The organism is Bradyrhizobium sp. RDM12, assembly GCF_051917485.1.
Taxonomy (GTDB): domain Bacteria; phylum Pseudomonadota; class Alphaproteobacteria; order Rhizobiales; family Xanthobacteraceae; genus Bradyrhizobium.
This window is the reverse complement of sequence record NZ_CM133064.1, coordinates 5620593-5643976: the sequence shown is the minus strand read 5'-3', so window position 1 is coordinate 5643976 and position 23384 is coordinate 5620593. Positions and strand designations below refer to the sequence as shown.

Here is a 23384-nt window from a genome sequence, read left to right as displayed (position 1 = left end):
CTGACGGGAGACAAAGATGACTGCTTCCTCTTATCGCTGGGTGATCGTCGCCGCCGGCGGCTTGCTCGGCTGCGTCGCGATCGGCGGCATGTTTTCGCTGCCGGTGTTCCTGCAGCCGATCGCCAAGGACACCGGGTGGTCGGTGACCGGCATCTCCAGCGCGATGACGATCGGTTTTCTCGCGATGGCCTTCACCAGCATGGCCTGGGGCACGCTGACGGACAAGTTTGGTCCGCTGCCGGTGGTGCTGACGGGATCGATCGTGCTGGCGCTGAGCCTGTTCGCCGCGAGCCATGCGACCTCCCTGATCGTGTTCCAGATCGTGTTCGGCCTGCTGGTCGGCGCCTCCTGCGCCGCGATCTTCGCGCCGATGATGGCGACCGTCACCGGCTGGTTCGACACTCACCGCAGCCTCGCGGTCTCGCTGGTGTCGGCCGGCATGGGCGTGGCACCGATGACGATGGCGCCGCTCGCCGCCTGGCTGGTTTCCCATCATGACTGGCGCACCGCGATGCAGATCGTGGCGCTGGTGGTCGCTGTCATCATGATTCCGGTCGCGCTCCTGGTCCGCCGCCCGCCGGCGCTGGCGCGTCCGCCGGTCGCGGTGGCCGGCCAGGGCGGCCCGCAATCCGAGTTGACGGTGGGCGAAGCCCTGCGCTCGCCGCAATTCCTGATCCTGCTCGCCACCAATTTCTTCTGCTGCGCCACCCATTCCGGTCCGATCATTCACACCGTCAGCTATGCCGTGAGCTGCGGCATTCCGCTGATCGCGGCGGTGACGATCTACAGCGTCGAGGGACTGGCCGGCCTCGGCGGCCGCATCGCCTTCGGCCTGATGGGCGATCGGCTCGGCGCCAAGCGCGTGCTGGTCTCCGGCCTGCTCGCACAAGCGTTCGGCGCGCTCGCCTATGTCTTTGCCCACGAGCTCACGACCTTCTACGCGGTCGCGACGGTGTTCGGCTTCATCTATGCCGGCACCATGCCGCTCTATGCGGTGATCATCCGCGAAAACTTTCCGCTTAAGATGATGGGCACGGTGATCGGCGGCACGGCGATGGCCGGCAGCCTCGGCATGGCGACCGGCCCGCTCGCCGGCGGCCTGATCTACGATGCATTCTCCAGCTACGCTTGGCTCTATATCGGCTCCTGGGCGACGGGCCTCGGCGCCTTCCTGATGGCGATGACGTTCCGGCCGTTCCCAAAGCCGCAAGCCGAACCGGCGCCGGCACCGGTGGCGGCATGAGGAGAATGAGGCGCAGCCTCAGAGCTGCGCCTCAATGGCCGCCCTGTCGACGATCGACCACACCTGCCGGATTCTTCCCTCGCGGAATTCGTAGAACACGTTCTCGCAGAAGCAGATGCGCCTGCCGTTGACGGCCAGCCCGAGGAATGTCCCGACAGGCGCGCAATCGAATCTGAGCCGGGCAGCGACGTGGGGCGGCTCGGAAATCACCATCTCGATGTTGAAGCGCAGATCCGGAATCGCGCGAAAATCCTGCTCCAGCATCGCGCGGTAGCCCGCGAGCCCGAGCGGCCGCGCATTGTGGGCGACCTCGTCGTGCACGAATCGGCCGAGCGCAGGCCAATCTTGCCGATTCAGGCAGGCGATGTAGTTGCGATAGATATTGGCGAGTTCGGCTGGCGTCATGTCGATATTCCCTTGGCTCCCAGCCTAACGCGGGAGCAGGGGAATCGGCCCGCCGCTCACAGGCGCTTTTCGAAGAACAGATCCGGATACGGATCATCGTTGAAGCGCGGAATCTCGCGCCAGCCGGTGGTGCGGTAGAGCCGGCCGGCTTCCGGCAGCGCGCTGTTGGTGTCGAGCCGCAGCAGCGCGATGCCGAGCGTGCGCGCGGCATCCTCGGCGGCATCCATCAGACGCTTGCCGAGCCCCAATCCGCGCGCAGACGGTGCGACCCACAGCCGCTTGATCTCGGCATAGCCGTGATCCGTTCCTTCAGGCCGACGCAGCCGATCGGCAGCGTGTCCGACATCGCGACGATGAAGCTGCCGCGCGCCCGGCGCATGTCCTTGGCATCAGGGTCGCGCGACAGCGAGACGTCGAAGCCCTGCTTGAAGCGCCGGCCGAGCTCGTCGTAATACTCCCTGAGACAATAGCGCGCCTCGTCACTGCGTGGGTCCATTTCGGCGAGCGCGATGCGATCGCGCGTCAGCGCCGAGGCGATCAGGTCCATCGCCGCGAGCAGCGCCTCGCGCTGCGCCGTGCGAGCGAGGAAGCTCTCGGCCTGCGTGTTCGACAGCGCCTCATAGGCCGCGAATTCGCGCTTGCCGGCGCGGGTCAGGCGGGCCACGCGGCGGCGCGCATCGTCCTCATGCGCTTGGGTCTCGATCAGGCCTTCGTCTTCAAGGCTGCGCAACAGCCGACTCATTAACCCGGAATCGAGGCCGAGATAGTCGCGGACCTCGCTGACGTCGGAGCGTCCCTGTCCGATCGCATTGAGCACGCGCGCCGCGCCCAGCGGCCGGCCGCGCCCGAGGAACGAATTATCCAGCGCGCCGACGGCGGAGGTCACGGCACGGTTGAAGCGGCGGATGCGGGAGACGGGATCGAGCATTATCTGACTTTAGTCAGAGATAAATCTGCCGTCAATCGCCGCCGGGATCAATTGCACCACGCGCTCCGGCGGCTCTTGCCATCACCTTTCGGCCATGCTGAACAATCGGCGATGGACCGCGTCGAGACCATGCGCTTCGTTGACTGGGTCGGACGCTTTTTTGGCGAGGCGAAGCTCTAGCCGAGGCCAAGGGCATTCCGTGATTGGCGCGTCAGTGCCTTCCCACTGCACCACCTTGGTGGCGGCGGGCAGACGAAGGCAGCGGGCTTCAAACGTCTTGGGGTCATGCAATTGCAATAGCGGACATTCGCGCACCTCGCTTCGACGACATTCTCCAGCTCGAGCAGGGCGTTCCCCGCTGCGAGGCTGCCGAGTAGCGGCTTACATCGCTGCTCGCGGTTGGCGCCTGATCACGGACCCGTGATTTGCATCCAGACTATCGCAAACAAGTGACGTAAGGGAAGCAAGACATGACCGATCGGCTGCACAGCCCGATTCAAGATCCGCGTGTCAACGCCGTCATCGCGCGCCTGCAGGGCGCGCGGCATCGGCCTTCCGGCGGGGGACCGCGCAGCGCCTTCAACAGCCGCGACCCTCACGCCTATGCCGAGCAGGGCTTTTCGATCCATCCGGAGCAGGGCGAGTTGATCTACCTGCTGTGTCGCGGCCTGCGTGCCACGCGCGTAGCGGAGTTCGCGACCTCGGTCGGGATGTCGACGCTCTATTTTGCGGCGGCTATCCGCGACAATGGCGGCGGCACCGTGATCGGCTCGGAGATCGTGCCGGCCAAGGTTGAATCCGCAAGGCGCAATCTCGCAGAAGCGGGGCTTGCCGATTATGCCGAGATCCGCGAAGGCGACGCACGCAAGACGCTGCGGGATCTCGGCGACCCCGTCGACTTCGTCCGGATCGACGGCTGGCCGGGCGAGGGTGGTTCGTCGCTGGCACGCGAGGTGATCGAGATCGTCGCGCCGCAGCTTCTCGTCGGCGGTTATGTCATGAACGACAATGCCGAACCCGATTACCTCGCCTTCATCCGTGATCCCCAAAACGGCTTCGTTTCGATGACGCTGCCGCTCAAGGGCGGCACGGAGCTCAGCCTGAAGATCAGGTAAAATCCCGTAGCCCGGACGGAACGCAGCGAAACCCGGGCTACAAGACTACACCTTGCGCTGCCTGACGGGCAAAACACCCAAACTCGGTCAATCCGCATCGCTAAAGATATACCACTTTACCGAAATTCGGAAACGGCGTATGTGTCGCGCAACCCGGCCCAAGGAAGAGGGGCGTATCGCGATCGTCACGAACGCGGGCCGGATGGCGGTGGACGCGGGTCACGTCGGCGCGAAGGGTTTTGCAGGGCGGGCAACCGTGAGCAAAAGCGTCGCGCACACGACCGGGGTGACCTGCGTACGGCGAAATCGTGTGGTCCTGGCGCCCCGGGTCTGTGCGCCAAGGCTTGCGGTGATGCGTTGTGTCCAACCGGACATGCGTATCAGTCATCCGCAAGGCGACGGGGGCAATAGTGCATCGCTCCCCGGGGAGAGCGCGACATAAGCCGTAAAGCCACTGCGCAGGGAAGGCCGGTTGTTTGGCTTCACCTGTATGCCGCTGTGCAGCTTTTTCGTAGCGCAAATTCGCACAGTGGACCGCGGGTGCCAGCCGGCACCCGGTCTTCCCTGCGCCCTCATTCAAATGAGGGCAAGGCGACGAAGCAAGACTCGAGCGAGATGAGCCGCGAGGATGCGAAGCCGTATTTATCGTTGCACAAAGGTCTCGTGCCCCGGACGCTGCGCAGCACGAAGTGATGCGCTGCAGAGCCGAGGTGAGCCCATACATCGGCATGCTGTGCGGCCTCTTGGGTTCCGGCTCTGCGCAGCAGCGCAAGAACGCTGCCGCGCCTCCGGGACACGAGAGCGACCAATGTGGTCTCTCGGTACCCCGTCATTGCGGGCGCTGCGCTCGCATCGACGATGTGAATCGACCTGCGCGCCGGTTTGTGAGTTGTGCTGGTGCTGCAGTTGGCTACCATGCTTCCGCTCCCGGAACATGGGAGCTGGCAACGAGCGGAGGCGACATGAGCGAGCAGGAACGCAAAGTCAAAGGATCGGACCTGTTCGTCGCAGCGCTCGAAAACGAAGGCGTCGATCGCATCTTCGGCGTGCCCGGCGAGGAAAATCTCGACCTCGTCGAATCTCTGCGCACGTCAAAAATCGAACTGGTCCTGACCCGCCACGAGCAGGCGGCCGCCTTCATGGCAGCGACCCATGGCCGGCTCACCGGCAAGCCCGGCGTCTGTCTCTCCACGCTTGGCCCCGGCGCGCTCAATCTGTCGACCGGCGCGGCTTACGCACATCTCGGCGCGATGCCGATGATCCTCATTACCGGCCAGAAGCCGATCATGAGCAGCCGGCAGGCGCGCTTCCAGATCGTGGACGTGGTCGCGACCATGAAGCCGCTGACCAAGCTCTCGCGGCAGATCATCAGCGCTTCCTCGATTCCGACCGTGGTGCGCGACGCCTTCCGCGTGGCGATGGAGGAGCGGCCGGGTCCGGTGCACCTCGAACTGCCTGAGGACATCGCGGGCGATGAGGTGCCTTCCGTCCCCGTGATTCCGCTCCATCCGATTGAGATTCCGTTGCGCACCGCGCCGCGCTCGACCGTGCCGCGGAGATGATCTTGGCGGCGCGTCGTCCGCTGGTGATGATGGGCGCGGCGACCAGCCGGCCGCGCTCGACGCACGGCATCGCGAGCTTCGTGCGGCGGACCGGCATTCCGTTCTTCACCACGCAGATGGGTAAGGGCACCGTTCCCGGCGGCACCAATCTCTACATGGGCACCGCGGCCCTGTCCGAGCGCGATTATGTCCACGATGCCATTGACGCCGCCGATCTGATCGTGGCGATCGGCCATGACCCGATCGAGAAGCCGCCCTTCATCATGGGGCCATCGGGGCCAAAGGTGATTCACGTCAGCTACACTTCGGCCAGCGTCGAAATGGTCTATTTTCCTGACGCAGAGGTCGTCGGCGACGTCGGCCCGAGCCTAGAGCTTTTGGCCGACCGCCTCGAAGGCAAGCTGCCGCAGGCGGCCGCGCTGCTGCCGTTGCGCGAAGAGATCCTCAACCATATCGCCGACCGCGCCACCGAGGCGCGCTGGCCGCCGACGCCGCAGCGCATCGTGCACGACATCCGCCAGGTCATCCCGGAGAACGGCATCGTCGCGCTCGACAACGGCATGTACAAGATCTGGTTCGCGCGCAACTACCGCACCCGCGTCGCCAACACGCTGCTGCTCGACAATGCGCTGGCAACGATGGGGGCCGGCCTGCCGTCCGCGATGATGGCCGCGATGCTCTATCCCGATCGCCGCGTGCTCGCTGTCGCCGGCGACGGCGGCTTCATGATGAACAGCCAGGAGATGGAGACCGCCGTCCGGCTCAAGCTCAATCTCGTCGTGCTGGTGCTGGAGGACCACGCCTACGGCATGATCCGCTGGAAGCAGGCAGTCGATCACTTTGCCGATTATGGCATGACGTTCGGCAATCCCGACTTTGCGCTTTATGCCAGGGCCTATGGCGCCAAGGGCCACCGCATCGCAAGCATCGACGGCTTTGGCCCGACGCTGGACGCCGCCTTCAAGGAGGGCGGCGTGCACCTGGTTTCGATTCCGATCGATTATTCGGAGAACGTGCGGGTGCTGGTCGACGAGCTGCGCGCGCGACAAAAATAGGAGAAAATTCTCGAAGATTGCCGGGAGGATCATACCAGCCATTCCTTGATATATATCGTGTCACGATATATTGGCAGGCGCGAAGCATCCTCCCGACAAGAGACGTCCATGCGCCAGACCCCGATATGACCGGCGGCCTCCCGCGTCCTCGCGGCAAGCCCGGAGATTTTACCGCCGACCGCCGCGTGCTGGTCCTGATCGGCATGGCGCTGCTGGTCGGCAGCCTCGGCGCCGGAGCCGCCTGGGTGCTGCTGAAGCTGATTGCGCTGGTGACCAATCTGATCTGGTTCGGCCATATCAGCACCGAGAATGTCTCGCTGGCGAATGCCCATCCTGGAGTCTGGATGGTGCTGGCGCCGGCGCTGGGCGGTCTCGTGATCGGCATGATGGCGCGGTTCGGGTCGGAGAAGATCCGGGGCCACGGCATCCCCGAGGCGATCGAGGCGATCCTGATCGGCGGCAGCCGGATGCAGCCGAAGGTCGCGATCCTGAAGCCGTTGTCCTCGGCGGTGTCGATCGGAAGCGGCGGTCCGTTCGGCGCCGAGGGACCGATCATCATGACGGGCGGCGCGATCGGATCGATCTTCGCCCAGTGCTTCCATCTCACTGCAGCCGAGCGCAAGACGCTGCTGGTCGCGGGCGCGGCTGCCGGCATGACGGCGATCTTCGGCACGCCGATCGCGGCCGTGCTGCTCGCGGTCGAGCTGCTGCTGTTCGAATGGAAGCCGCGCAGCTTCCTTCCCGTGGTGGCGGGAGCGGTGATCTCGGCGGCGTGGCGCCCGCTGCTGTTCGGGACGGGACCGCTATTTCCGTTCGCGGAGCGGCCGGACCTGCCCTGGTGGGGCCTCGCGGCTGCGATTGGCGTCGGGATCGTCGCCGGCCTGCAGTCCGGGCTGATGACGCGGCTGCTCTACGCGATCGAAGATCTGTTCGACCATCTGCCGGTACACTGGATGTGGTGGCCGATGCTCGGCGGCCTCGTCGTCGGCCTTGGCGGGCTGATTGATCCCCGCGCGCTCGGCGTCGGCTATGACGTTATCGCGGATCTCCTGTCGGGCCACATGGCGCGCGACGAGGCGATCCGGCTCTTGCTGGTGAAGTCCGCGATCTGGGTGATCGCGCTGAGCTCCGGCACGTCGGGCGGTGTGCTGGCGCCGCTGCTGATCCTCGGCGGCACGGCCGGCTGGATGGAGGACTGGTCCTGCCCGGTGGCGCATCATTCTGGGCGCTGGTCGGCATGGCCGCGATGATGGGCGGCACGATGCGCTCGCCGCTCACCGCCGTGATGTTTGCCATCGAGCTGACCGGCAATATCGACATGCTGCTGCCGCTGCTGGCAGCGACCGGCGCGGCGCACGCCGTCACCGTGCTATTGCTCAAGCGCTCGATCCTGACCGAGAAGATCGCGCGGCGCGGCCAGCACATCACGCGCGAATACGCGATCGATCCGTTCGAGCTGATGCGCACGGTCGACGTCATGGTCACGAATGTCGACACGCTGCCGGTCGACATGTCCGTCGACGCGGCGGTCACTTTCTTCACGTCGGATCAGCGCCGTCACAAATCCTATCCCGTCGTCGCGGCCGACGGACGGCTGACCGGCATGGTGACCCGCGCCGATGTGCTGCGCTGGCGCACCGAGGGCGATCATCAGGCGGCGACGCTCGATGATGTCGTCTCGGACACCTCGGTCGTGCTGGCTCATCCCGACGAGGTGCTGGGGCGGGTCGCCGATCTCATGGTCGCCTCCGATCTCGGGCGGCTGCCGGTGGTTGATCGCGCCAGTCATCGCGTGGTCGGCCTGGTCGCTCGCAAGGATTTGTTGCGAATTCGCGCGGTCGTGAACGCGCAGGAGGAGGATCGCGACGCATATTTCCTGCGCGAAAAGGCGCTTGTGCCGGAGGCGCGGATCGCGGAAGGTCAGCCCGTCTGAACTCCAGCACCGACGACAGGAATGAACATGACTCGCGTTCGCTGCATCACCGAGATGGGCATGGGTGTCGACGTTCACGGCAGGGACGCCACCAAGGCGGCGAAGCGGGCGGTGTCGGATGCGATCCGGCATTCGAGCCTCGGCTTCTTCCGGATGATCGGCAAAACCGCGAACGACATGTTTGTCGACGTCACCATCGGCGTGCCCAATCCCGAGGCCGTCGACAAGGACGCGGTTGCGAGGGAGCTTCCCTATGGCACCGTGACCGTCAATGCGGTCAAGGGTGGGCTGGAGATCCCCTCGGCCACGGAACAGGCCAACGACCCCATCCTCATCGCCAATGCCGCCGTGATCGTCAGCTTCGACAAGGACTGAGCCCGTGTCCGACAGCGATCTGCGGCTACTGGATCGTCCGATCTGGAGCGCGCTGACGACGAGCCATAAGCATCTGGCCGAAGGCGGTCCGCGCGCGCTGCGCTATCCCGTGGACATAACGCCATTCGCCGACATGGTCGACATGTCAGCGGCAAGCTTTGCCGCGCTCGGTGATCTCATGACCGGCTCGCAGGTCGCCGCGCTGTTCACGCCGGAGCCGGTCGTTGTTCCCTCCGGCTTCAACGTCGTGCTGGCGGAATCCGGCGAGCAGATGATCGGATCGCCTGCCGATAGCCCGCTTCGCGACGCCGAGATTGTGAGGCTCGGCGAGGCTGATGTGCCTGCCATGATGGCGCTGACCGCGTTGACCAAGCCCGGACCGTTCGCTTTACGGACGCACGAGCTCGGCACGTTCCTCGGCATTCGCGCCGGCAGCGAGCTGGTCGCAATGACGGGCGAACGCATGAAGCCGGGCAAGTTCGTCGAGATGACGGCCGTCTGCGTCCATCCCGACTATCGCGGGCGCGGCTACGCGCAGGCGCTGCTCGCCGCGGTCGCGCGCCGGATCGAGGCGCGCGGCGAGCTTCCGTTCCTGCACGTGTTTTCGAGCAACAAATCCGCCATTGCGCTCTATCAGCGCCAGGGCATGCACATCCGCCGTCGCCTGCATGTGACGGCGTTCATGAAGCAGGGGTGACAGCCCGGCCTAAAGGTCGCGCGCTTAATGAGGTCTTGCGGCAAGGATTGCTGGCGTTTTCGTTGTGTTGCTCGCACCGGTGCGGACACGCGGTGAAACAAAAATGCGGGTATTGCCGGCGCCGGCTGCGCGTTACGCGAACGGACTTCCCCGCGGGCGATTCGTTGCTATATCCATCGCAACCAATTCAGGGGAGCCTATCCATGGACGCCGGGACAACAAACAAGACGCGACAATTTTCCGCTGTGCGGACGGCGATGCAGCGCTACGTCGATCAGGAGATCGTCCCCGGCGTGTCCTGGGCGGTGCTGCGCGGAGGCGAACTGGTCGACCAGCAATGCGTCGGCTTTGCCGATCGCGAGGCGAAGACTGCACTGAGGCCCGACCACATCTTTCGTGCCTTCTCGAACACCAAGATTTTCGTCACCTCTGGGATCATGCTGCTGGTCGAGGAGGGTCGCATCGGGCTCGATGATCCGATCGAAAAATTCCTGCCGCAGCTTGGCAATCGCAAGGTGCTGAAGCAGGGCGCTTCTAGCCTCGCCGATGTCGAGCCGGCGAAAAGCCCGATCACGATCCGGCATCTTTTGACCCATACGTCGGGCCTCAGCTACGGCATCTTCGATCCCGGCACGGTGCTGTTCAAAGGCTACAACGAGGCGCGCGTCCTCAATCCGCTGACGCCGCTGACCGACATGATCGACAAGCTGGCCGATTTGCCGCTGTCCTATCATCCCGGCACCAGCTGGGAATATTCGGTGGCGACCGACGTGCTCGGTCGCGTCGTGGAGGTCGTCTCGGGCAAGCCGCTGGATGCCTTCCTCAAGGCGCGTATCTTCGATCCGCTCGGCATGACCGACACCGACTTCTCCGTGCCTGAAGCGCAACAGGGCAGGCTCGTCGCGCACTATACCGGCGCCGACGTGCTTGATCCGACCAAACCGGGCCTCACCCGCGCCGACAATCTGCCTTATCCGCAGGCCCATCGACGGCCGTTCCCACGGCTGTCGGGTGGCGGCGGGCTGGTCTCGACGCTGCCAGACATGCTCGCGCTGGTGCGTGCTCTCGTGCCTGGGCCGGAGGCGCTGCTGAAGCCGGAGACGCTGCGGCAGATGATGACCAACCAATTGCCGGCGGGCGAGACGATCCGCTTCGCCAATCTCGGGCCGATGCCGGGCAAGGGCTTTGGCCTCGGCGGCGCCGTGACCTTCGCGCCGACGCAGTTCGATCCCCGAATTCAACGGGCGAATTCCAGTGGGGCGGGCTCGCAGGCACCCATTGGTGGATTTGCCCTGAGGCCAATACCGCCGGCGTCCTGATGGCCCAGCGCCACATGGGCTTCTGGAATCCGTTCTTCTTCGAGTTCAAGCGTCTGGCCTACCAGGCCGTCGTAGGCTGACCGCAAAAAAATGCAGGCGTCCGCGAATCCTTTGCCTGCGCCTGCGCGGTCGCGGCGCGCGAAAGTCCTCCGCGCGTCGACGGGGATGAAATCGATCTGCGCGGCCGGCGGATGGAGATCAATTGTTGAGGCAGTTCGCGGGTCGGGAAAAAGCGGCAATTTATTTGAAGTGTGGAGGAACTGCCGGCGGCGACCCAGCGTTCCCCGTGCGAACAAATACAGGGAAACGCTTGCGATGAACGACGTCAGTCAGTTTGCGACCGCAATGCTCGCGCTTTTTTCGTCGGAGCGCTGCTCGTGACCGGGCAACTCTTCATCGAGCAACGCACACAGCGCGACGCAGTGTACGCCACAACTCATCTGCTGCGCCCGTTGTGATCGAGTCTCGGCGCCGAGACAGTTGGGATGGTTGCTCGGCCTTGCGTCGTTCGATGGCTCGCCTAGATTAGGCGGCAGCTCACGAACGAAGCCGGGGTGCCGATGTCCGATTTGTCCGCCTTTCCGATCACCAGGCGCTGGCCCGCCAGGCATCCGGAGTTGCTTCAGCTGTATTCGCTGCCGACGCCGAACGGCGTCAAGGTTTCGATCATGCTGGAGGAGATCGGACTGCCTTACGAAGTCCATCTCGTCGATTTCGGCAAGGACGACCAGAAGACGCCGGAATTCCTTTCGCTCAATCCGAACGGCAAGATCCCGGCGATCCTTGATCCCAATGGCCCCGGCGGCAAGCCGCTGCCGTTGTTCGAGTCCGGGGCGATCCTGCAATATCTCGCGGAAAAGTCCGGCAAGCTGTTGCCGCAGGACGCCGCGCGCCGCTACCAGACGATGCAGTGGGTGCACTTCCAGATGGGCGGCATCGGGCCGATGTTCGGCCAGGTCGGCTTCTTCCACAAATTCGCCGGCAAGGATTTCGAGGACAAGCGGCCGCTCGAGCGTTACGTGGGCGAGTCCAAGCGCCTGCTCGGCGTGATGGAGACGCATCTTTCCGGCCGTCGATGGTTCATGGACGACGACTATACCATCGCCGACATTTCGATGCTCGGCTGGGTGCGCAACCTGATCGGCTTCTACGGCGCCGGCGATCTGGTCGCGTTCAGCCAGTTCAGATCGGTCGCTGCCTGGCTCGAACGCGGGCTGGCGCGTCCGGCCGTTGAGCGCGGGCTCAACATCCCGAAGCGTCCGTAAGCTAGCTCAGAGCTTTGTAACTCATGTAGAGCGCCATCAGTGCGACGAGCCGATCATGGTCCGGCGCAGCACCGCCTTGCCGACGCCGTTGGCCGCGCGTGCGCCGAGATCCGTACCGATCCAGAGGCCGGCAATGATGCCGATGATGGCCGGCCAGGCGACCATGAGACCCTTGCTCCAGTAGATCTACGCCGCTGGAATGTTGGTCGGGACGACCGAAAAAATCAGGCTGACGAGCTGAGCCTGATGTTGCGGCACGCGGAGTCCGGCGGCGAGGCCGACGGTGATCGCAAGCCCGCCGCCGATGCCCATGAAGCCGGAGGAAAAGCCGGCAAGCACGCCGATGAGGAGCAGGGGGAGCCAGGGCAGTTGGTCGCGATTGCGAGCGTCACTGCTGCCCTCGCGGTCACGACGCAGCATCGGCAGCGCGATCAGCGCCACGAGATAGGCGACGTAGGTCCATTGCAGGACCGCGTCGGAAACGGCAGCCGCGGCATAGCCGCCGCCCGCGCCGCCGGCAACAAATCCGACGCCGATCCAGACGATCCACGGCAACGGACTGCGATTGCCGTTCTGCCAGTAGCGGCGCACGCCGGCGAGACCCGTCGGCGGGATCTGCGTGAGCAGCGACGTTCCCTGCGCGACGTGCTGCTCCGCGCCCAGTAGCAGCACGGTAAAAATGACGAGGCCGCCGCCTGGGCTCGTGCCCATGAAGCCCGAGGTCAGTCCGCCGATCAGGCCGACGCCGGCGCCGGCAAGGAGGTCGTGAATCCCCGACATGGCTTACGCCTTGGTCCGTCGCTTGATACCGGGCTTGGTCGTGCGAAAGCCGTCGATCACGCCGGCGACGGCCGCCATGCAGGCCGCAATGTCAAAATCCTCGCCCCAGCATTTTTGCAGCACAAGGCCCTGGAGATTTGGTCAAGTCCCGGCAGCTGGGCCGACGAAACAGGAGGATGAAGCGAGGGCCGCCGGCCGGCGAAGGCGATACCTGCCGCTAGAACAGCCGTCCGCCGTTCGGCACCGGCCTGCTTGGTTGCATCAGCACCACCTTGCCGTCGGCATCGGGAAAGCCGAGCGTCAGCACCTCCGAGACGACAGGTCCGATCTGGCGTGGCGGGAAATTGACGACGGCCGCGACCTGCTGTCCGACCAGCGTCTCGAGCGGATGGTTCTCGGTGATCTGCGCCGAGCTCTTGCGCACGCCGATGGCCGGGCCGAAGTCGATCCACAGCCGCCATGCCGGCTTGCGTGCCTCGGGAAATGGTTTGGCATCGACGATGGTGCCGACGCGGATATCGACCGCGAGGAAGGTGTTGAAATCGATCGTCGGCGTGGCGGATGCAGCGGGATCGTGGGTGACGTGCATGGTGTGTCCGTTCGGATAGAGGTCGAAAGCGTCGTGGGTAATATTGTCGCGCGACGCGGAGTTTCGTACAACGCCACGGCCGTGACCACGGCACGTCACGACGCATGCGCGAGGACCGTCTTGCCCAACATCATCTACGGCATCAAGAACTGCGACACCATGAAGAAGGCGCGCGCCTGGCTTGACACCCATGGCGTCACCTACGAGTTCCACGATTACAAGGCCGCGGGCGTCGAGAAGGACAAGCTCAAGCAATGGAGCGACAAGCTCGGCTGGGAGACGCTGCTCAATCGCGCCGGCACCACCTTCAAGAAGCTGCCGGACATCGACAAGGAAGGCCTGACCGAGAAGAAGGCGCTGGCGCTGATGCTAGCGCAACCATCGATGATCAAGCGGCCGGTGCTCGAAACCGGCGGTAAGCTCCTGGTCGGCTTCAAGCCGGATATTTACGACAAGGAAGTCGGCGCCAAATCGCGCAAGAGCTAATTGAGCTCGATGATCTCGGCGGTGATGCTCGGACCGCCGGGCCGATCGGCGAATTCGACGGTTTCGGCGGCCGCGATGCGCCCGGGGCGCGGTGAAACAGGTCGCGGTCGATCACCGTACGCAGTTTCGGCCGCAGCGGCGCGTCATTTCCGCGCAGCAGATTCTTGATCTCGAAGCCGCCGTCTTCGCAGAAGGTCTTGAGCGAAGCGATGACGTGGCTGACCCTGTCGTCGATCAGGAAAGGCAGCAGCAGCCGTTCATAGGCGACGACGCGGCCGTAGATGTCGTCGACGTCGGCAACGCTGTAGACCGGAAGCCCGCGCGCGACGCATTCGTGGTAGACCGGCATGACAAAGGGCGCGAGCCGCGGCCCGACATAATCCTCCAGCAGGATTCCTTGCCGGTATGGCCGTAGGCGCGCGAGATCCGTGTGCCCTCGCTCTGAATCGTCAGGCGCGGCGTCGGCGTCGAATTGTCGACCGTGTAGTAGATGAGATCAGATAGTTCTTCCTCGAGCCTCGCAGGCTGGTACTCCCACATCGCCGGCGCCGTCTGCTGGCGCGCATAAAGCCGCAGCCACGTGTTGAGCAGGTCACGCTGCTTGATCGACTTGACGACGGAGGGAGCGGCGCTGGCGAAATCCAAAACAATGTTCCCGGCGAATGAAGCCCGGGCATGATCGCCGCGGCGGGAAAATTTTTGATGAAGGCTGGCGCATGGGACCAAAGACCGTTAACGACAGCTTGATGACCGGTGTCTTGCGAACCGGAAGGCCGGCAGGCGCGACATCACGAGACCTCCAACTAAGGGAGCATGAGACTCCCGGCCGGAGGCCTGACCTGCTCAGCTTTCCGCCTTGCCTAACCCCCGTCACCTCCGGCATATTCCGCGCCCGGAGGCGGCGTTCCGGGAAGGCTCCAAGGCCCCCGGAAAGCCGAAGTAACAAGGACAGCCACGCGCATTATGCGGGCAGGGGGAAATCTGTTTGGCCGATGAGTTCATTCTCGAAACGGAAGGCTTGACCAAGGAGTTCGCGGGCTTCTTCGCCGTCCGCGACGTTGCGCTCAAGGTTCGCCGTGGGAGTATTCACGCGTTGATCGGCCCGAACGGGGCCGGCAAGACGACGTGTTTCAATCTTCTGACCAAGTTCCTCAAACCGTCCGCCGGAAAAATCCTGTACAAGGGACAGGACATCACCGCGATGGCGCCGGCCGATGTCGCGCGCTTGGGGCTGGTGCGTTCGTTCCAGATCTCGGCGGTTTTTCCGCATATGACCGCGCTGGAGAATGTCCGTGTCGCGCTCCAGCGTCAGCACGGCAGCTCGTTTGATTTCTGGCGCTCCAAGTCGGTGCTGAACCAGTTCAACGACCGCGCGCGTGAATTGTTGAACGATGTAGGTCTCAGCGAGTTCGCCAACACGCCGGCGGTCGAGATGGCCTATGGGCGCAAGCGCGCGCTCGAGATCGCAACCACGCTCGCCCTGGATCCGGAGATGATGCTGCTCGACGAGCCGATGGCCGGCATGGGCCACGAGGACATCGACAAGATCGCGGCGCTGATCAAGCGCATCTCGGCGAAATACACCATCCTGATGGTCGAGCATAATCTCAGCGTCGTGGCCAATCTGTCCGACATCATCACCGTGCTGACGCGCGGTCAGGTGCTTGCGCAGGGCCATTACAGCGAACTCACCAAGGACGAACGCGTCAAGGAAGCCTATCTGGGAGCCGGTCATGCCTGAGACTGTAATGGCCGAGGCTCCTGCGAAGGCCGCAACCGGCGGCAACATCCTCCAGGTCCGCAACCTCGAAGCCTGGTATGGCGAGTCCCACATCCTGCACGGGATCGATTTCGACGTGAATGCGGGCGAGGTCGTCACGCTGCTCGGACGCAACGGCGCCGGCAAGACGACCACGCTGAAGTCGATCATGGGCATCATCGGCAAACGCGCCGGCTCGATCAAATTCAACAACCAGGACATCGTCCGCGCGACCTCCGACAAGATCGCGCGCATGGGCATCGCGTTCTGCCCGGAGGAGCGGGGGATTTTCTCCAGTCTCGACGTGCGGGAGAATTTGTTGCTGCCGCCGGTGGTGCGCCCGGGTGGACTGCCGCTCGAACAGATTTTCGATCTGTTTCCGAATCTGAAGGAGCGGCTTAACAGCCAGGGCACCAAGCTGTCCGGCGGCGAGCAGCAGATGCTCGCGATCGCGCGCATCCTGCGCACCGGCGCCAGCTTCCTGATGCTGGACGAGCCGACCGAGGGTCTTGCGCCTGTCATCATTCAGCAGATCGGTCACACCATTGCGCGGCTGAAGAAGGAGGGTTTCACGATCCTTCTGGTCGAGCAGAATTTCCGGTTCGCATCCACCGTCGCCGATCGCTATTACGTCGTCGAGCACGGCAAGATCATTGACGGATTTTCCAATGCGGAGCTTGCCGCCAACATGGACAAGCTCAACACCTATCTCGGCGTTTAGTACGGCCAAGTGAGAGTCGGACGGTCACGAGAAGATTCACGAGGGAAATAGCATGAAAAAGTCGGTTGCATCGTTGTTGCTCGGCACGGCCTTGGCCGTTACCATCGCGGGCGCAGCCTTCGCGCAGGACAAGACGGTCAAGATCGGTGCACTGTCCGATCAATCCGGTCTTTATGCAGACCTCGGTGGACCCGGCTCGACGCTTGCCGCGCAGATGGCGGTGGAAGATTCCGGCCTCGCCGCGAAGGGCTGGAAGATCGACATCATCTCGGGCGATCACCAGAACAAGCCGGATATCGGCACCGCGATCGCGCGGCAGTGGTTCGACGTCGACAAGGTCGACATCATCGTCGACGTGCCGAATTCCGGTGTAGCGCTCGCAGTCAACAACGTCGTGAAGGAGAAGAACGGCGTCTACATCAACTCGGGTGCGGCGACCTCCGACCTCACCAACGCGCAGTGCTCGCCCAACACCGTGCACTGGACCTACGATACCTACATGCTGGCCCACACCACGGGCCAGGCTCTGGTGAAGGCCGGCGGTGACACCTGGTTCTTCCTGACCGCGGACTACGCCTTCGGTGCGGCGCTCGAGCGCGACACCACCGCTGTTATCACCGCCAACGGCGGCAAGGTCGTCGGCGGCGTCAAGCATCCGCTCAACACGCCGGACTTCTCGTCCTTCCTGCTCCAGGCGCAGGCCTCCAAGGCCAAGATCGTCGGCCTTGCCAATGCCGGCGGCGATACCACAAACTCTATCAAGCAGGCCGCCGAGTTCGGCATCGTCAAGGGCGGCCAGAAGCTCGCCGCGCTATTGCTGTTCCTCACCGACGTCAAGGCGATCGGCCTGGAGACGGCGCAGGGCCTGAACTTCACCGAGACCTTCTACTGGGACATGAACGACCAGACCCGGGCTTTCTCCAAGCGGTTCTCGGAGAAGATGAAGAACGGCGCGATGCCGACCATGGTGCAGGCGGGTGTCTATGCGGGCGTGCGCCACTATCTCAAGGCGCTGGACGCGCTCGGCGGCAATCCTCATGACGGCGTCAAGGTCGTCGAGAAGATGAAGTCGATACCGACGGAGGACGACCTGTTCGGCAAGGGTGAGATCCAGCCCAACGGCCGCACCATCCACAACGCCTATCTGTTTGAGGTGAAGAAGCCCTCCGAGTCCAAGGGACCGTGGGACTTCTACAAGCTCGTCGGCACGGTGCCGGGCGACCAGGCCTTCACGCCGCTCTCCGAGAGCAAGTGCGCGCTGCTTAAGAAGTAAGACCGACAGCCCGCCGGCGGCGAGCCGGCGGGCGCTGGACTGGGAACGCCGAAGGGACTGGGTGCTGGATCGATGCAAGCTCTCTACGCACAGCTACTGGTGGGACTGATCAACGGCTCGTTTTACGCGCTGCTCAGTCTCGGGCTCGCCGTCATCTTCGGCATGCTCAACATCATCAATTTCGCCCATGGCGCGCTCTACATGATGGGCGCCTTCGTCGCCTATTTCCTGCTGAACCTCGGCGGCATCAATTACTGGTGGGCGCTGCTGCTTGCGCCGATCATCGTCGGCATCTTCGGCATGATCCTGGAACGGACCATGCTGAAATTCCTGGCCGGGCTCGACCATCTCTACGGCCTGCTGCTGACCTTCGGCATCGCTCTGATCGTCCAGGGCGTGTTCCAGAACTATTTCGGTTCGTCGGGCCTGCCTTACTCCATTCCGGATCAGCTCAAGGGCGGCATGAATCTCGGCTTCATGTTCCTGCCGATCTATCGCGGCTGGGTCGTCATCTTCTCGCTGGTGGTGTGTCTTGCGACCTGGTTCCTGATCGAGAAGACGCGGCTCGGCGCCTACTTGCGCGCCGCCACTGAAAACCCGACACTGGTGCGTGCTTTCGGCATCAACGTGCCGCGCATGATCACGTTGACCTACGGTCTCGGGGTCGGCCTGGCCGCGCTCGCCGGCGTGCTCTCGGCGCCGATCAACCAGGTCCGGCCGCTGATGGGCGCCGACCTCATCATCGTGGTGTTCGCGGTCGTAGTGATCGGCGGCATGGGATCGATCATGGGCTCCATCATCACCGGCTTCGCGCTCGGCGTGATCGAGGGCCTGACCAAATATTTCTATCCAGAGGCCTCCAACACCGTCGTGTTCGTGCTGATGGTGCTGGTGCTCTTGGTGAAGCCAACCGGATTGACGGGAAGGGCAGCCTGATATGACAGCCTTGACGGACGATACGCTGCCGGTAACTCCGCGCGCGATGCGTGACGAGATGATCGTATTCGTGGTGATGGCGCTGCTGCTGGCCTCGGTGCCGTTCAGCGGCATCTATCCGTTCTTCGTGATGCAGGCGCTCTGCTTCGCTCTGCTCGCCTGCGCCTTCAATCTTCTGATCGGCTATGGCGGCCTGCTGTCGTTCGGCCATGCGATGTTCATGGGCACGGCCGGCTATTGCAGCGCGCATGCGCTGAAGGTGTGGGCGCTGCCGCCGGAGCTCGGCATTCTGGTCGGCATCGCTGCGGCGTTCGGACTGTCGCTCATCACCGGCTACATCTCGATCCGCCGCCAGGGCATCTATTTCTCGATGATCACGCTGGCGTTGTCGCAGCTGCTGTACTTCATCTACCTCCAGGCGCCGTTCACCCACGGTGAGGACGGCATTCAAGGCATTCCGCAGGGGCACATGTTCGGCGTGCTCGATCTGTCGAAGCCGACCGTGCTCTATTACGTCGTGCTGGTCGGCTTCCTCGCGGGCTTCCTGTTGATCTATCGCATCATCAACTCGCCGTTCGGCGAGGTTCTGAAGTCGATCCGCGAAAACGAGCCGCGGGCCATCTCGCTCGGCTACCGCACCGACCAGTACAAGTTCCTGGCGTTTGTCCTGTCGGGGACGCTGGCAGGTTTTGCCGGCGCGCTGAAAGTGTTCGTGGCGCAGAACGCCTCGCTCACCGATGTGCACTGGTCGATGTCGGGCGAAGTCGTGCTGATGACGCTTGTCGGCGGTCTCGGCACCGTTTTCGGTCCCGTGGTCGGCGCCTTCGCGATCATCGCCATGCAGCAATATCTGGCCGGCTTCGGCCAGTGGGTGACGGTGATCCAGGGCTCGATCTTCGTGATCTGCGTGCTCACCTTCCGCCGTGGCGTCGTTGGTGAAGTTGCCCACTACTTCCGGAGATCGCTCTAAATAGTTGATATCTCGACACTTTCAAAGGTGAGCGAATCCGGTGGATGATCCGGCTCCGCGTGCGCGAGATGACACGCGCGCGGAGCGAAAATGGTCTATGACGGTTTTACGACGGTCCGTTCGGGCCGGGCCATTTCCAACCGGTAGACTATCCCCATGATGCGATGGTTTCGCGCTTTCCTGCCCAAGGAAGAACGGTTCTTCGACCTGTTCGACCGCCATGCCCAGACCGTGATCCAGGGCTCCGTCGCATTGCAGGGCATGCTGAATGGGGGGGAGGAGACGCCGGTCTACTGTCAGCGCGTCAACCAGTTCGAGAACGATGCCGACAACATCACCCGTGAGGTGCTGACGGCGGTGCGCCGCACCTTCATTACGCCGTTCGATCGCGGCGACATCAAGAACCTCATTACCTCGATGGACGATGCCATCGACCAGATGCAGCAGACCGCCAAGGCCGTGATGCTGTTCGAGGTCCGCAGCTTCGAGCCGCCAATGCGCGAGATCGGTGCGCTCCTGATCGAATGCGCCAATCTGGTCGGGCGTGCGCTACCGCTGATGCAGGCGATCGGCCAGAACGTCGCGATGCTGACGGCGATCACCGAGGAACTGGGCAAGCTCGAGGGCCGCGTCGACGATCTCCACGACATCGGTCTGAAGGAGCTGTTCCTCAAGCACCGCAACGGCAGCGCGATGGACTTCATCGTCGGCGTCGAGATCTACGACCACCTCGAGAAGGTGGCCGATCGCTTCGACGACGTCGCGAACGAAATCAACAGCATCGTCATCGAGCAAGTTTAGGGCAGGGCCGCGCCGTGGATGCTGCCTTCGGTCTTCCCGTCCTGATCGGACTGATTGCCGTCGCGCTGCTGTTCGACTTCCTGAACGGTCTGCACGACGCCGCCAATTCGATCGCGACCATCGTCTCGACCCGCGTGCTGCGGCCGCAATTCGCGGTGATCTGGGCCGCGTTCTTCAATTTCGTCGCCTTCATGGTGTTCGGCCTGCACGTCGCCCAGACCATCGGCACCGGTATCATCGATCCCGCGATCGTCGACGCGCAGGTGATCTTCGCGGCGCTGGTCGGCGCCATCGTCTGGAATATCGTCACCTGGGCACTCGGCATTCCATCGTCCTCGTCCCACGCATTGATCGGGGGCCTGTTCGGTGGAGGCGTCGCCAAGGCCGGGCTCTCGGCGGCGGTCTGGAGCGGCTTGTCCAAGACGGTCATCGCCATCGTGCTGTCTCCGGTCGTCGGCTTCCTGCTGGCGATGGTGCTGGTCGCGATCGTCTCGTGGGCGTCGGTGCGCTCGACACCCTTGCCGTGGACCGGGCCTTTCGCATCCTGCAATTTGCCTCCGCCTCGCTCTATTCGCTCGGCCATGGCGGCAATGACGCGCAGAAGACCATGGGCATCATCGCCGTGCTGCTTTATTCGCAAGGCCAGCTCGGCGGCGAATTCTACGTGCCGTTCTGGGTCGTGCTGTCGTGCCAGGCGGCGATGGCGATGGGGACGCTGATGGGCGGCTGGCGCATCGTCCGCACCATGGGGTTGCGCATCACCAAGCTGACGCCGATGCAGGGCTTTTGCGCCGAGACCGGGGGCGCTGCGACTCTGTTCATGGCGACCTTCCTCGGAGTTCCCGTCTCAACCACCCACACCATTACCGGTGCCATCGTTGGCGTCGGCGCCGCGCGCCGCCTTTCGGCGGTGCGCTGGAATGTCGCGAGCTCGATCGTCTACGCCTGGGTGATCACGATGCCGGCCTCCGCGATCGTCGCGGCGCTGACCTGGTGGGCCGTCAGGATTTTTCTCAAGTAACGAGCTTCAGCCCGACAATGCCGGCGACGATCAGCCCGATGCTGGCGAGGCGAAGCGCGGTGGCGGGTTCGCCGAACAAGATGATGCCCAGCGTCGCGGTGCCGACCGCCCCGATGCCGGTCCATACCGCATAGGCGGTTCCGACGGGCAGTGACTTGAGGGCGAGCCCAAGCAGGATCACGCTGCCGGCCATTGCCGCGAGCGTGATGACGGAAGCAACCGGCCTGGTAAAACCCTCGGCATATTTCAGGCCGATGGCCCAGGTGATCTCGAGAAGACCGGCGACGAACAGGATGCTCCAGGCCATGACGACCCTCCATTCAAGGCAGGGTCGTCCCCGCAGGCTGATAGGCTGATGAGCGGGAAGGTCGTCCTTCCGCAAAGATCTGTCTGATCGAAGCCGATATGGGGCTGGCCAAAGGGCTCCGCAATCACCAAATGAGGCTTGATCAGGCCCATTTTCCCTGCCAAACGCTCCCGCCATGTCCGACATCGCGATCCCAGCCGAATCGCCGGCCCGTTCCCCGCTTGCCGCAGAAGTGTCGCGGCGGCGCACCTTTGCGATCATTTCGCATCCGGACGCCGGCAAGACCACGCTGACCGAAAAGCTGCTGCTGTTCGGCGGCGCCATCAATCTAGCCGGCCAGGTCAAGGCCAAAGGCGAACGGCGCAACACCCGCTCCGACTGGATGAAGATCGAGCGCGAGCGCGGCATCTCGGTCGTGACCTCGGTCATGACCTTCGAGTTCGAAGGTCTCGTCTTCAACCTCCTGGACACGCCGGGCCACGAAGACTTTTCGGAAGACACCTATCGCACGCTCACGGCGGTCGATTCCGCCGTGATGGTGATCGACGCAGCCAAGGGCATCGAGGCGCGGACGCGAAAGCTGTTCGAGGTGTGTCGTCTTCGAGATATCCCGATCATCACCTTTATCAATAAAATGGATCGCGAGAGCCGCGACGTTTTCGAGTTGCTCGACGAGATCGAGAAGACACTGGCGCTCGATACCACGCCGATGACCTGGCCGGTCGGCCGCGGCCGCGACTTCCTCGGCACCTATGACGTCGCCAATGGCGGCGTGCGCCTGCTCGAAGGTGGAGGTGCCAAAACGGGCGCCGCGCAGCAGATCGAGATCGCGGAACTCGCCAAGCTCAATGCCAATCTCGACGTCTCGGCGGTGAAGGACGAACTCGAGCTGGTCACCGAGGCCTCGAAACCGTTCGAGCTGGAGGCGTTCCGCGAGGGCCATCTGACGCCGGTCTATTTCGGCAGCGCGCTGCGCAATTTCGGCGTCGGCGATCTGCTGGAAGGCCTCGGCAAGTTCGCGCCCGAGCCGCGCGCGCAGGACAGCGATCAGCGCAAGGTCGAAGCGACCGATCCGCGCATGAGCGCCTTCGTGTTCAAGATCCAGGCGAACATGGATCCGAACCATCGCGACCGCATCGCCTTTGCGCGGCTCTGCTCGGGCAAGCTCAGCCGCGGCATGAAGGCGAAGCTGGTGCGCACCGGCAAGAGCATGCCGCTGTCGAGCCCGCAATTCTTCTTTGCCCAGGACCGTTCGGTCGCGGACGAGGCCTTTGCCGGCGACGTCGTCGGCATTCCCAACCACGGCACGCTGCGCATCGGCGACACGCTGACCGAGGGCGAGGATTTCAATTTCGTTGGCGTGCCGAGCTTCGCGCCTGAAATCGTCCGGCGGGTCCGTCTCACCGACGCGATGAAGGCGAAGAAGCTCAAGGAAGCACTTCAGCAGATGTCGGAAGAGGGCGTCGTGCAGGTATTCCGTCCGCGCGACGGCGCGCCAGCGCTGGTCGGCGTGGTCGGCGCGCTGCAGCTCGATGTGCTCAAGGCGCGGCTCGATGCGGAATATTCGCTGCCGGTCGAGTTCGAGGTGAGCGAATTCCAGCTGGCGCGCTGGATCTCGTCGGACGATCGCAAGAAGCTCGACACCTTTGTCGCCGCCAACACCTCCAGCATCGCCGACGATGTCGATGGCGATCCTGTGTACCTCGCGCGGAACGAGTTTTATCTCGGCTACACCCGGGAACGCGCCGAGGGCATCGAATTCACGAACGTCAAGGACGTGAAGAAGAAGGGGTAGGGTGGTGTTCCGTCCGCTCTGTAGCCATTCCCTCCACTGTCATGCCCCG

Annotated in this window: 16 protein-coding genes and 7 pseudogenes; 17 read left to right on the top strand and 6 right to left on the bottom strand. The window is 63.8% G+C overall.

What is annotated here, in order from left to right; all coding sequences use genetic code 11:
• The first annotated feature begins 16 nt into the window (after positions 1-16).
• Complete coding sequence (locus tag ACTGJ9_RS27755; protein WP_456673674.1) at positions 17-1243, top strand: MFS transporter; 1227 nt, start codon at positions 17-19, stop codon at positions 1241-1243.
• A gap of 18 nt (positions 1244-1261) precedes the next feature.
• Here the strand turns inward: ACTGJ9_RS27755 and ACTGJ9_RS27750 are convergent, their stop codons facing one another.
• The gene (locus ACTGJ9_RS27750) at positions 1262-1648 is read right to left on the bottom strand and encodes an ester cyclase (protein ID WP_456673673.1); all 387 of its coding nucleotides are present in this window, start codon (positions 1646-1648) and stop codon (positions 1262-1264) included.
• A gap of 56 nt (positions 1649-1704) precedes the next feature.
• Positions 1705-2576, bottom strand: a pseudogene (locus ACTGJ9_RS27745) (GNAT family N-acetyltransferase).
• 470 nt (positions 2577-3046) lie between these two features.
• Here ACTGJ9_RS27745 and ACTGJ9_RS27740 point away from each other — a divergent pair.
• The 7 genes and pseudogenes from ACTGJ9_RS27740 (at position 3047) to ACTGJ9_RS27710 (ending at position 11897) form a co-directional block, all read left to right on the top strand.
• Positions 3047-3691, top strand: coding sequence for an O-methyltransferase (locus tag ACTGJ9_RS27740; protein WP_456673672.1), 645 nt, complete (start codon positions 3047-3049; stop codon positions 3689-3691).
• A 962-nt stretch (positions 3692-4653) separates the two neighbouring features.
• Positions 4654-6308 (top strand): annotated as a pseudogene (locus ACTGJ9_RS27735) (acetolactate synthase large subunit).
• Between the two features lie 125 nt (positions 6309-6433).
• A pseudogene (locus ACTGJ9_RS27730) lies at positions 6434-8241 on the top strand (chloride channel protein).
• A gap of 27 nt (positions 8242-8268) precedes the next feature.
• Positions 8269-8616 (top strand): Lin0512 family protein, encoded by a 348-nt coding sequence (locus tag ACTGJ9_RS27725; protein WP_456673671.1) that lies wholly within the window; start codon positions 8269-8271, stop codon positions 8614-8616.
• A 4-nt stretch (positions 8617-8620) separates the two neighbouring features.
• Complete coding sequence (locus ACTGJ9_RS27720; protein ID WP_456673670.1) at positions 8621-9313, top strand: GNAT family N-acetyltransferase; 693 nt, start codon at positions 8621-8623, stop codon at positions 9311-9313.
• A 203-nt stretch (positions 9314-9516) separates the two neighbouring features.
• A pseudogene (locus ACTGJ9_RS27715) lies at positions 9517-10712 on the top strand (serine hydrolase domain-containing protein).
• A gap of 480 nt (positions 10713-11192) precedes the next feature.
• Positions 11193-11897, top strand: coding sequence for a glutathione S-transferase family protein (locus ACTGJ9_RS27710; RefSeq protein WP_456673669.1), 705 nt, complete (start codon positions 11193-11195; stop codon positions 11895-11897).
• 1 nt (position 11898) lies between these two features.
• On the opposite strand, the pseudogene ACTGJ9_RS27705 reads toward ACTGJ9_RS27710, so the two are convergent.
• Positions 11899-12677, bottom strand: a pseudogene (locus ACTGJ9_RS27705) (sulfite exporter TauE/SafE family protein).
• Positions 12678-12894: 217 nt separating this feature from the next.
• The gene (locus tag ACTGJ9_RS27700; RefSeq protein ID WP_456673668.1) at positions 12895-13266 is read right to left on the bottom strand and encodes a tRNA-binding protein; all 372 of its coding nucleotides are present in this window, start codon (positions 13264-13266) and stop codon (positions 12895-12897) included.
• 120 nt (positions 13267-13386) lie between these two features.
• Here ACTGJ9_RS27700 and ACTGJ9_RS27695 point away from each other — a divergent pair, with 120 nt between their 5' ends.
• Complete coding sequence (locus ACTGJ9_RS27695; RefSeq protein ID WP_456673667.1) at positions 13387-13752, top strand: ArsC family reductase; 366 nt, start codon at positions 13387-13389, stop codon at positions 13750-13752.
• Here ACTGJ9_RS27695 and ACTGJ9_RS27690 read toward each other — a convergent pair.
• Positions 13749-14397, bottom strand: a pseudogene (locus tag ACTGJ9_RS27690) (hypothetical protein). The gene ACTGJ9_RS27695 and the pseudogene ACTGJ9_RS27690 overlap by 4 nt on opposite strands.
• A 340-nt stretch (positions 14398-14737) precedes the next feature.
• On the opposite strand from ACTGJ9_RS27690, the gene ACTGJ9_RS27685 reads away from it, so the two are divergent.
• The 7 genes and pseudogenes from ACTGJ9_RS27685 to ACTGJ9_RS27655 all read left to right on the top strand — a co-directional run bounded on the left by ACTGJ9_RS27685 (position 14738) and on the right by ACTGJ9_RS27655 (position 21233).
• Positions 14738-15493: an ABC transporter ATP-binding protein gene (locus ACTGJ9_RS27685; RefSeq protein WP_027535192.1), complete on the top strand. Its 756-nt coding sequence runs from the start codon at positions 14738-14740 to the stop codon at positions 15491-15493.
• A complete protein-coding gene (locus tag ACTGJ9_RS27680; protein WP_456673666.1) occupies positions 15486-16232 on the top strand; it encodes an ABC transporter ATP-binding protein in 747 nt (248 codons plus the stop codon). The genes ACTGJ9_RS27685 and ACTGJ9_RS27680 overlap by 8 nt, the downstream gene beginning before the upstream one ends.
• Positions 16233-16284: 52 nt before the next feature.
• Positions 16285-17505 carry an ABC transporter substrate-binding protein gene (locus ACTGJ9_RS27675; protein WP_456673665.1) on the top strand — a complete coding sequence of 407 codons (1221 nt, stop codon included), beginning with the start codon at positions 16285-16287 and terminating at the stop codon, positions 17503-17505.
• Positions 17506-17577: 72 nt separating this feature from the next.
• The gene (locus ACTGJ9_RS27670) at positions 17578-18441 is read left to right on the top strand and encodes a branched-chain amino acid ABC transporter permease (protein ID WP_456673664.1); all 864 of its coding nucleotides are present in this window, start codon (positions 17578-17580) and stop codon (positions 18439-18441) included.
• Position 18442: 1 nt separating this feature from the next.
• Positions 18443-19411 carry a branched-chain amino acid ABC transporter permease gene (locus ACTGJ9_RS27665; RefSeq protein ID WP_456673663.1) on the top strand — a complete coding sequence of 323 codons (969 nt, stop codon included), beginning with the start codon at positions 18443-18445 and terminating at the stop codon, positions 19409-19411.
• 156 nt (positions 19412-19567) lie between these two features.
• Complete coding sequence (locus tag ACTGJ9_RS27660; RefSeq protein ID WP_456673662.1) at positions 19568-20212, top strand: DUF47 domain-containing protein; 645 nt, start codon at positions 19568-19570, stop codon at positions 20210-20212.
• A gap of 14 nt (positions 20213-20226) precedes the next feature.
• Positions 20227-21233, top strand: a pseudogene (locus ACTGJ9_RS27655) (inorganic phosphate transporter).
• Here ACTGJ9_RS27655 and sugE read toward each other — a convergent pair.
• Positions 21226-21540 (bottom strand): quaternary ammonium compound efflux SMR transporter SugE, encoded by a 315-nt coding sequence (sugE, locus tag ACTGJ9_RS27650; protein ID WP_456673661.1) that lies wholly within the window; start codon positions 21538-21540, stop codon positions 21226-21228. The pseudogene ACTGJ9_RS27655 and the gene sugE overlap by 8 nt on opposite strands.
• 175 nt (positions 21541-21715) lie before the next feature.
• Between sugE and ACTGJ9_RS27645 the strand changes: the two genes are divergently transcribed.
• Positions 21716-23335, top strand: coding sequence for a peptide chain release factor 3 (locus ACTGJ9_RS27645; protein WP_456673660.1), 1620 nt, complete (start codon positions 21716-21718; stop codon positions 23333-23335).
• The last annotated feature ends 49 nt before the right edge of the window (positions 23336-23384 follow it).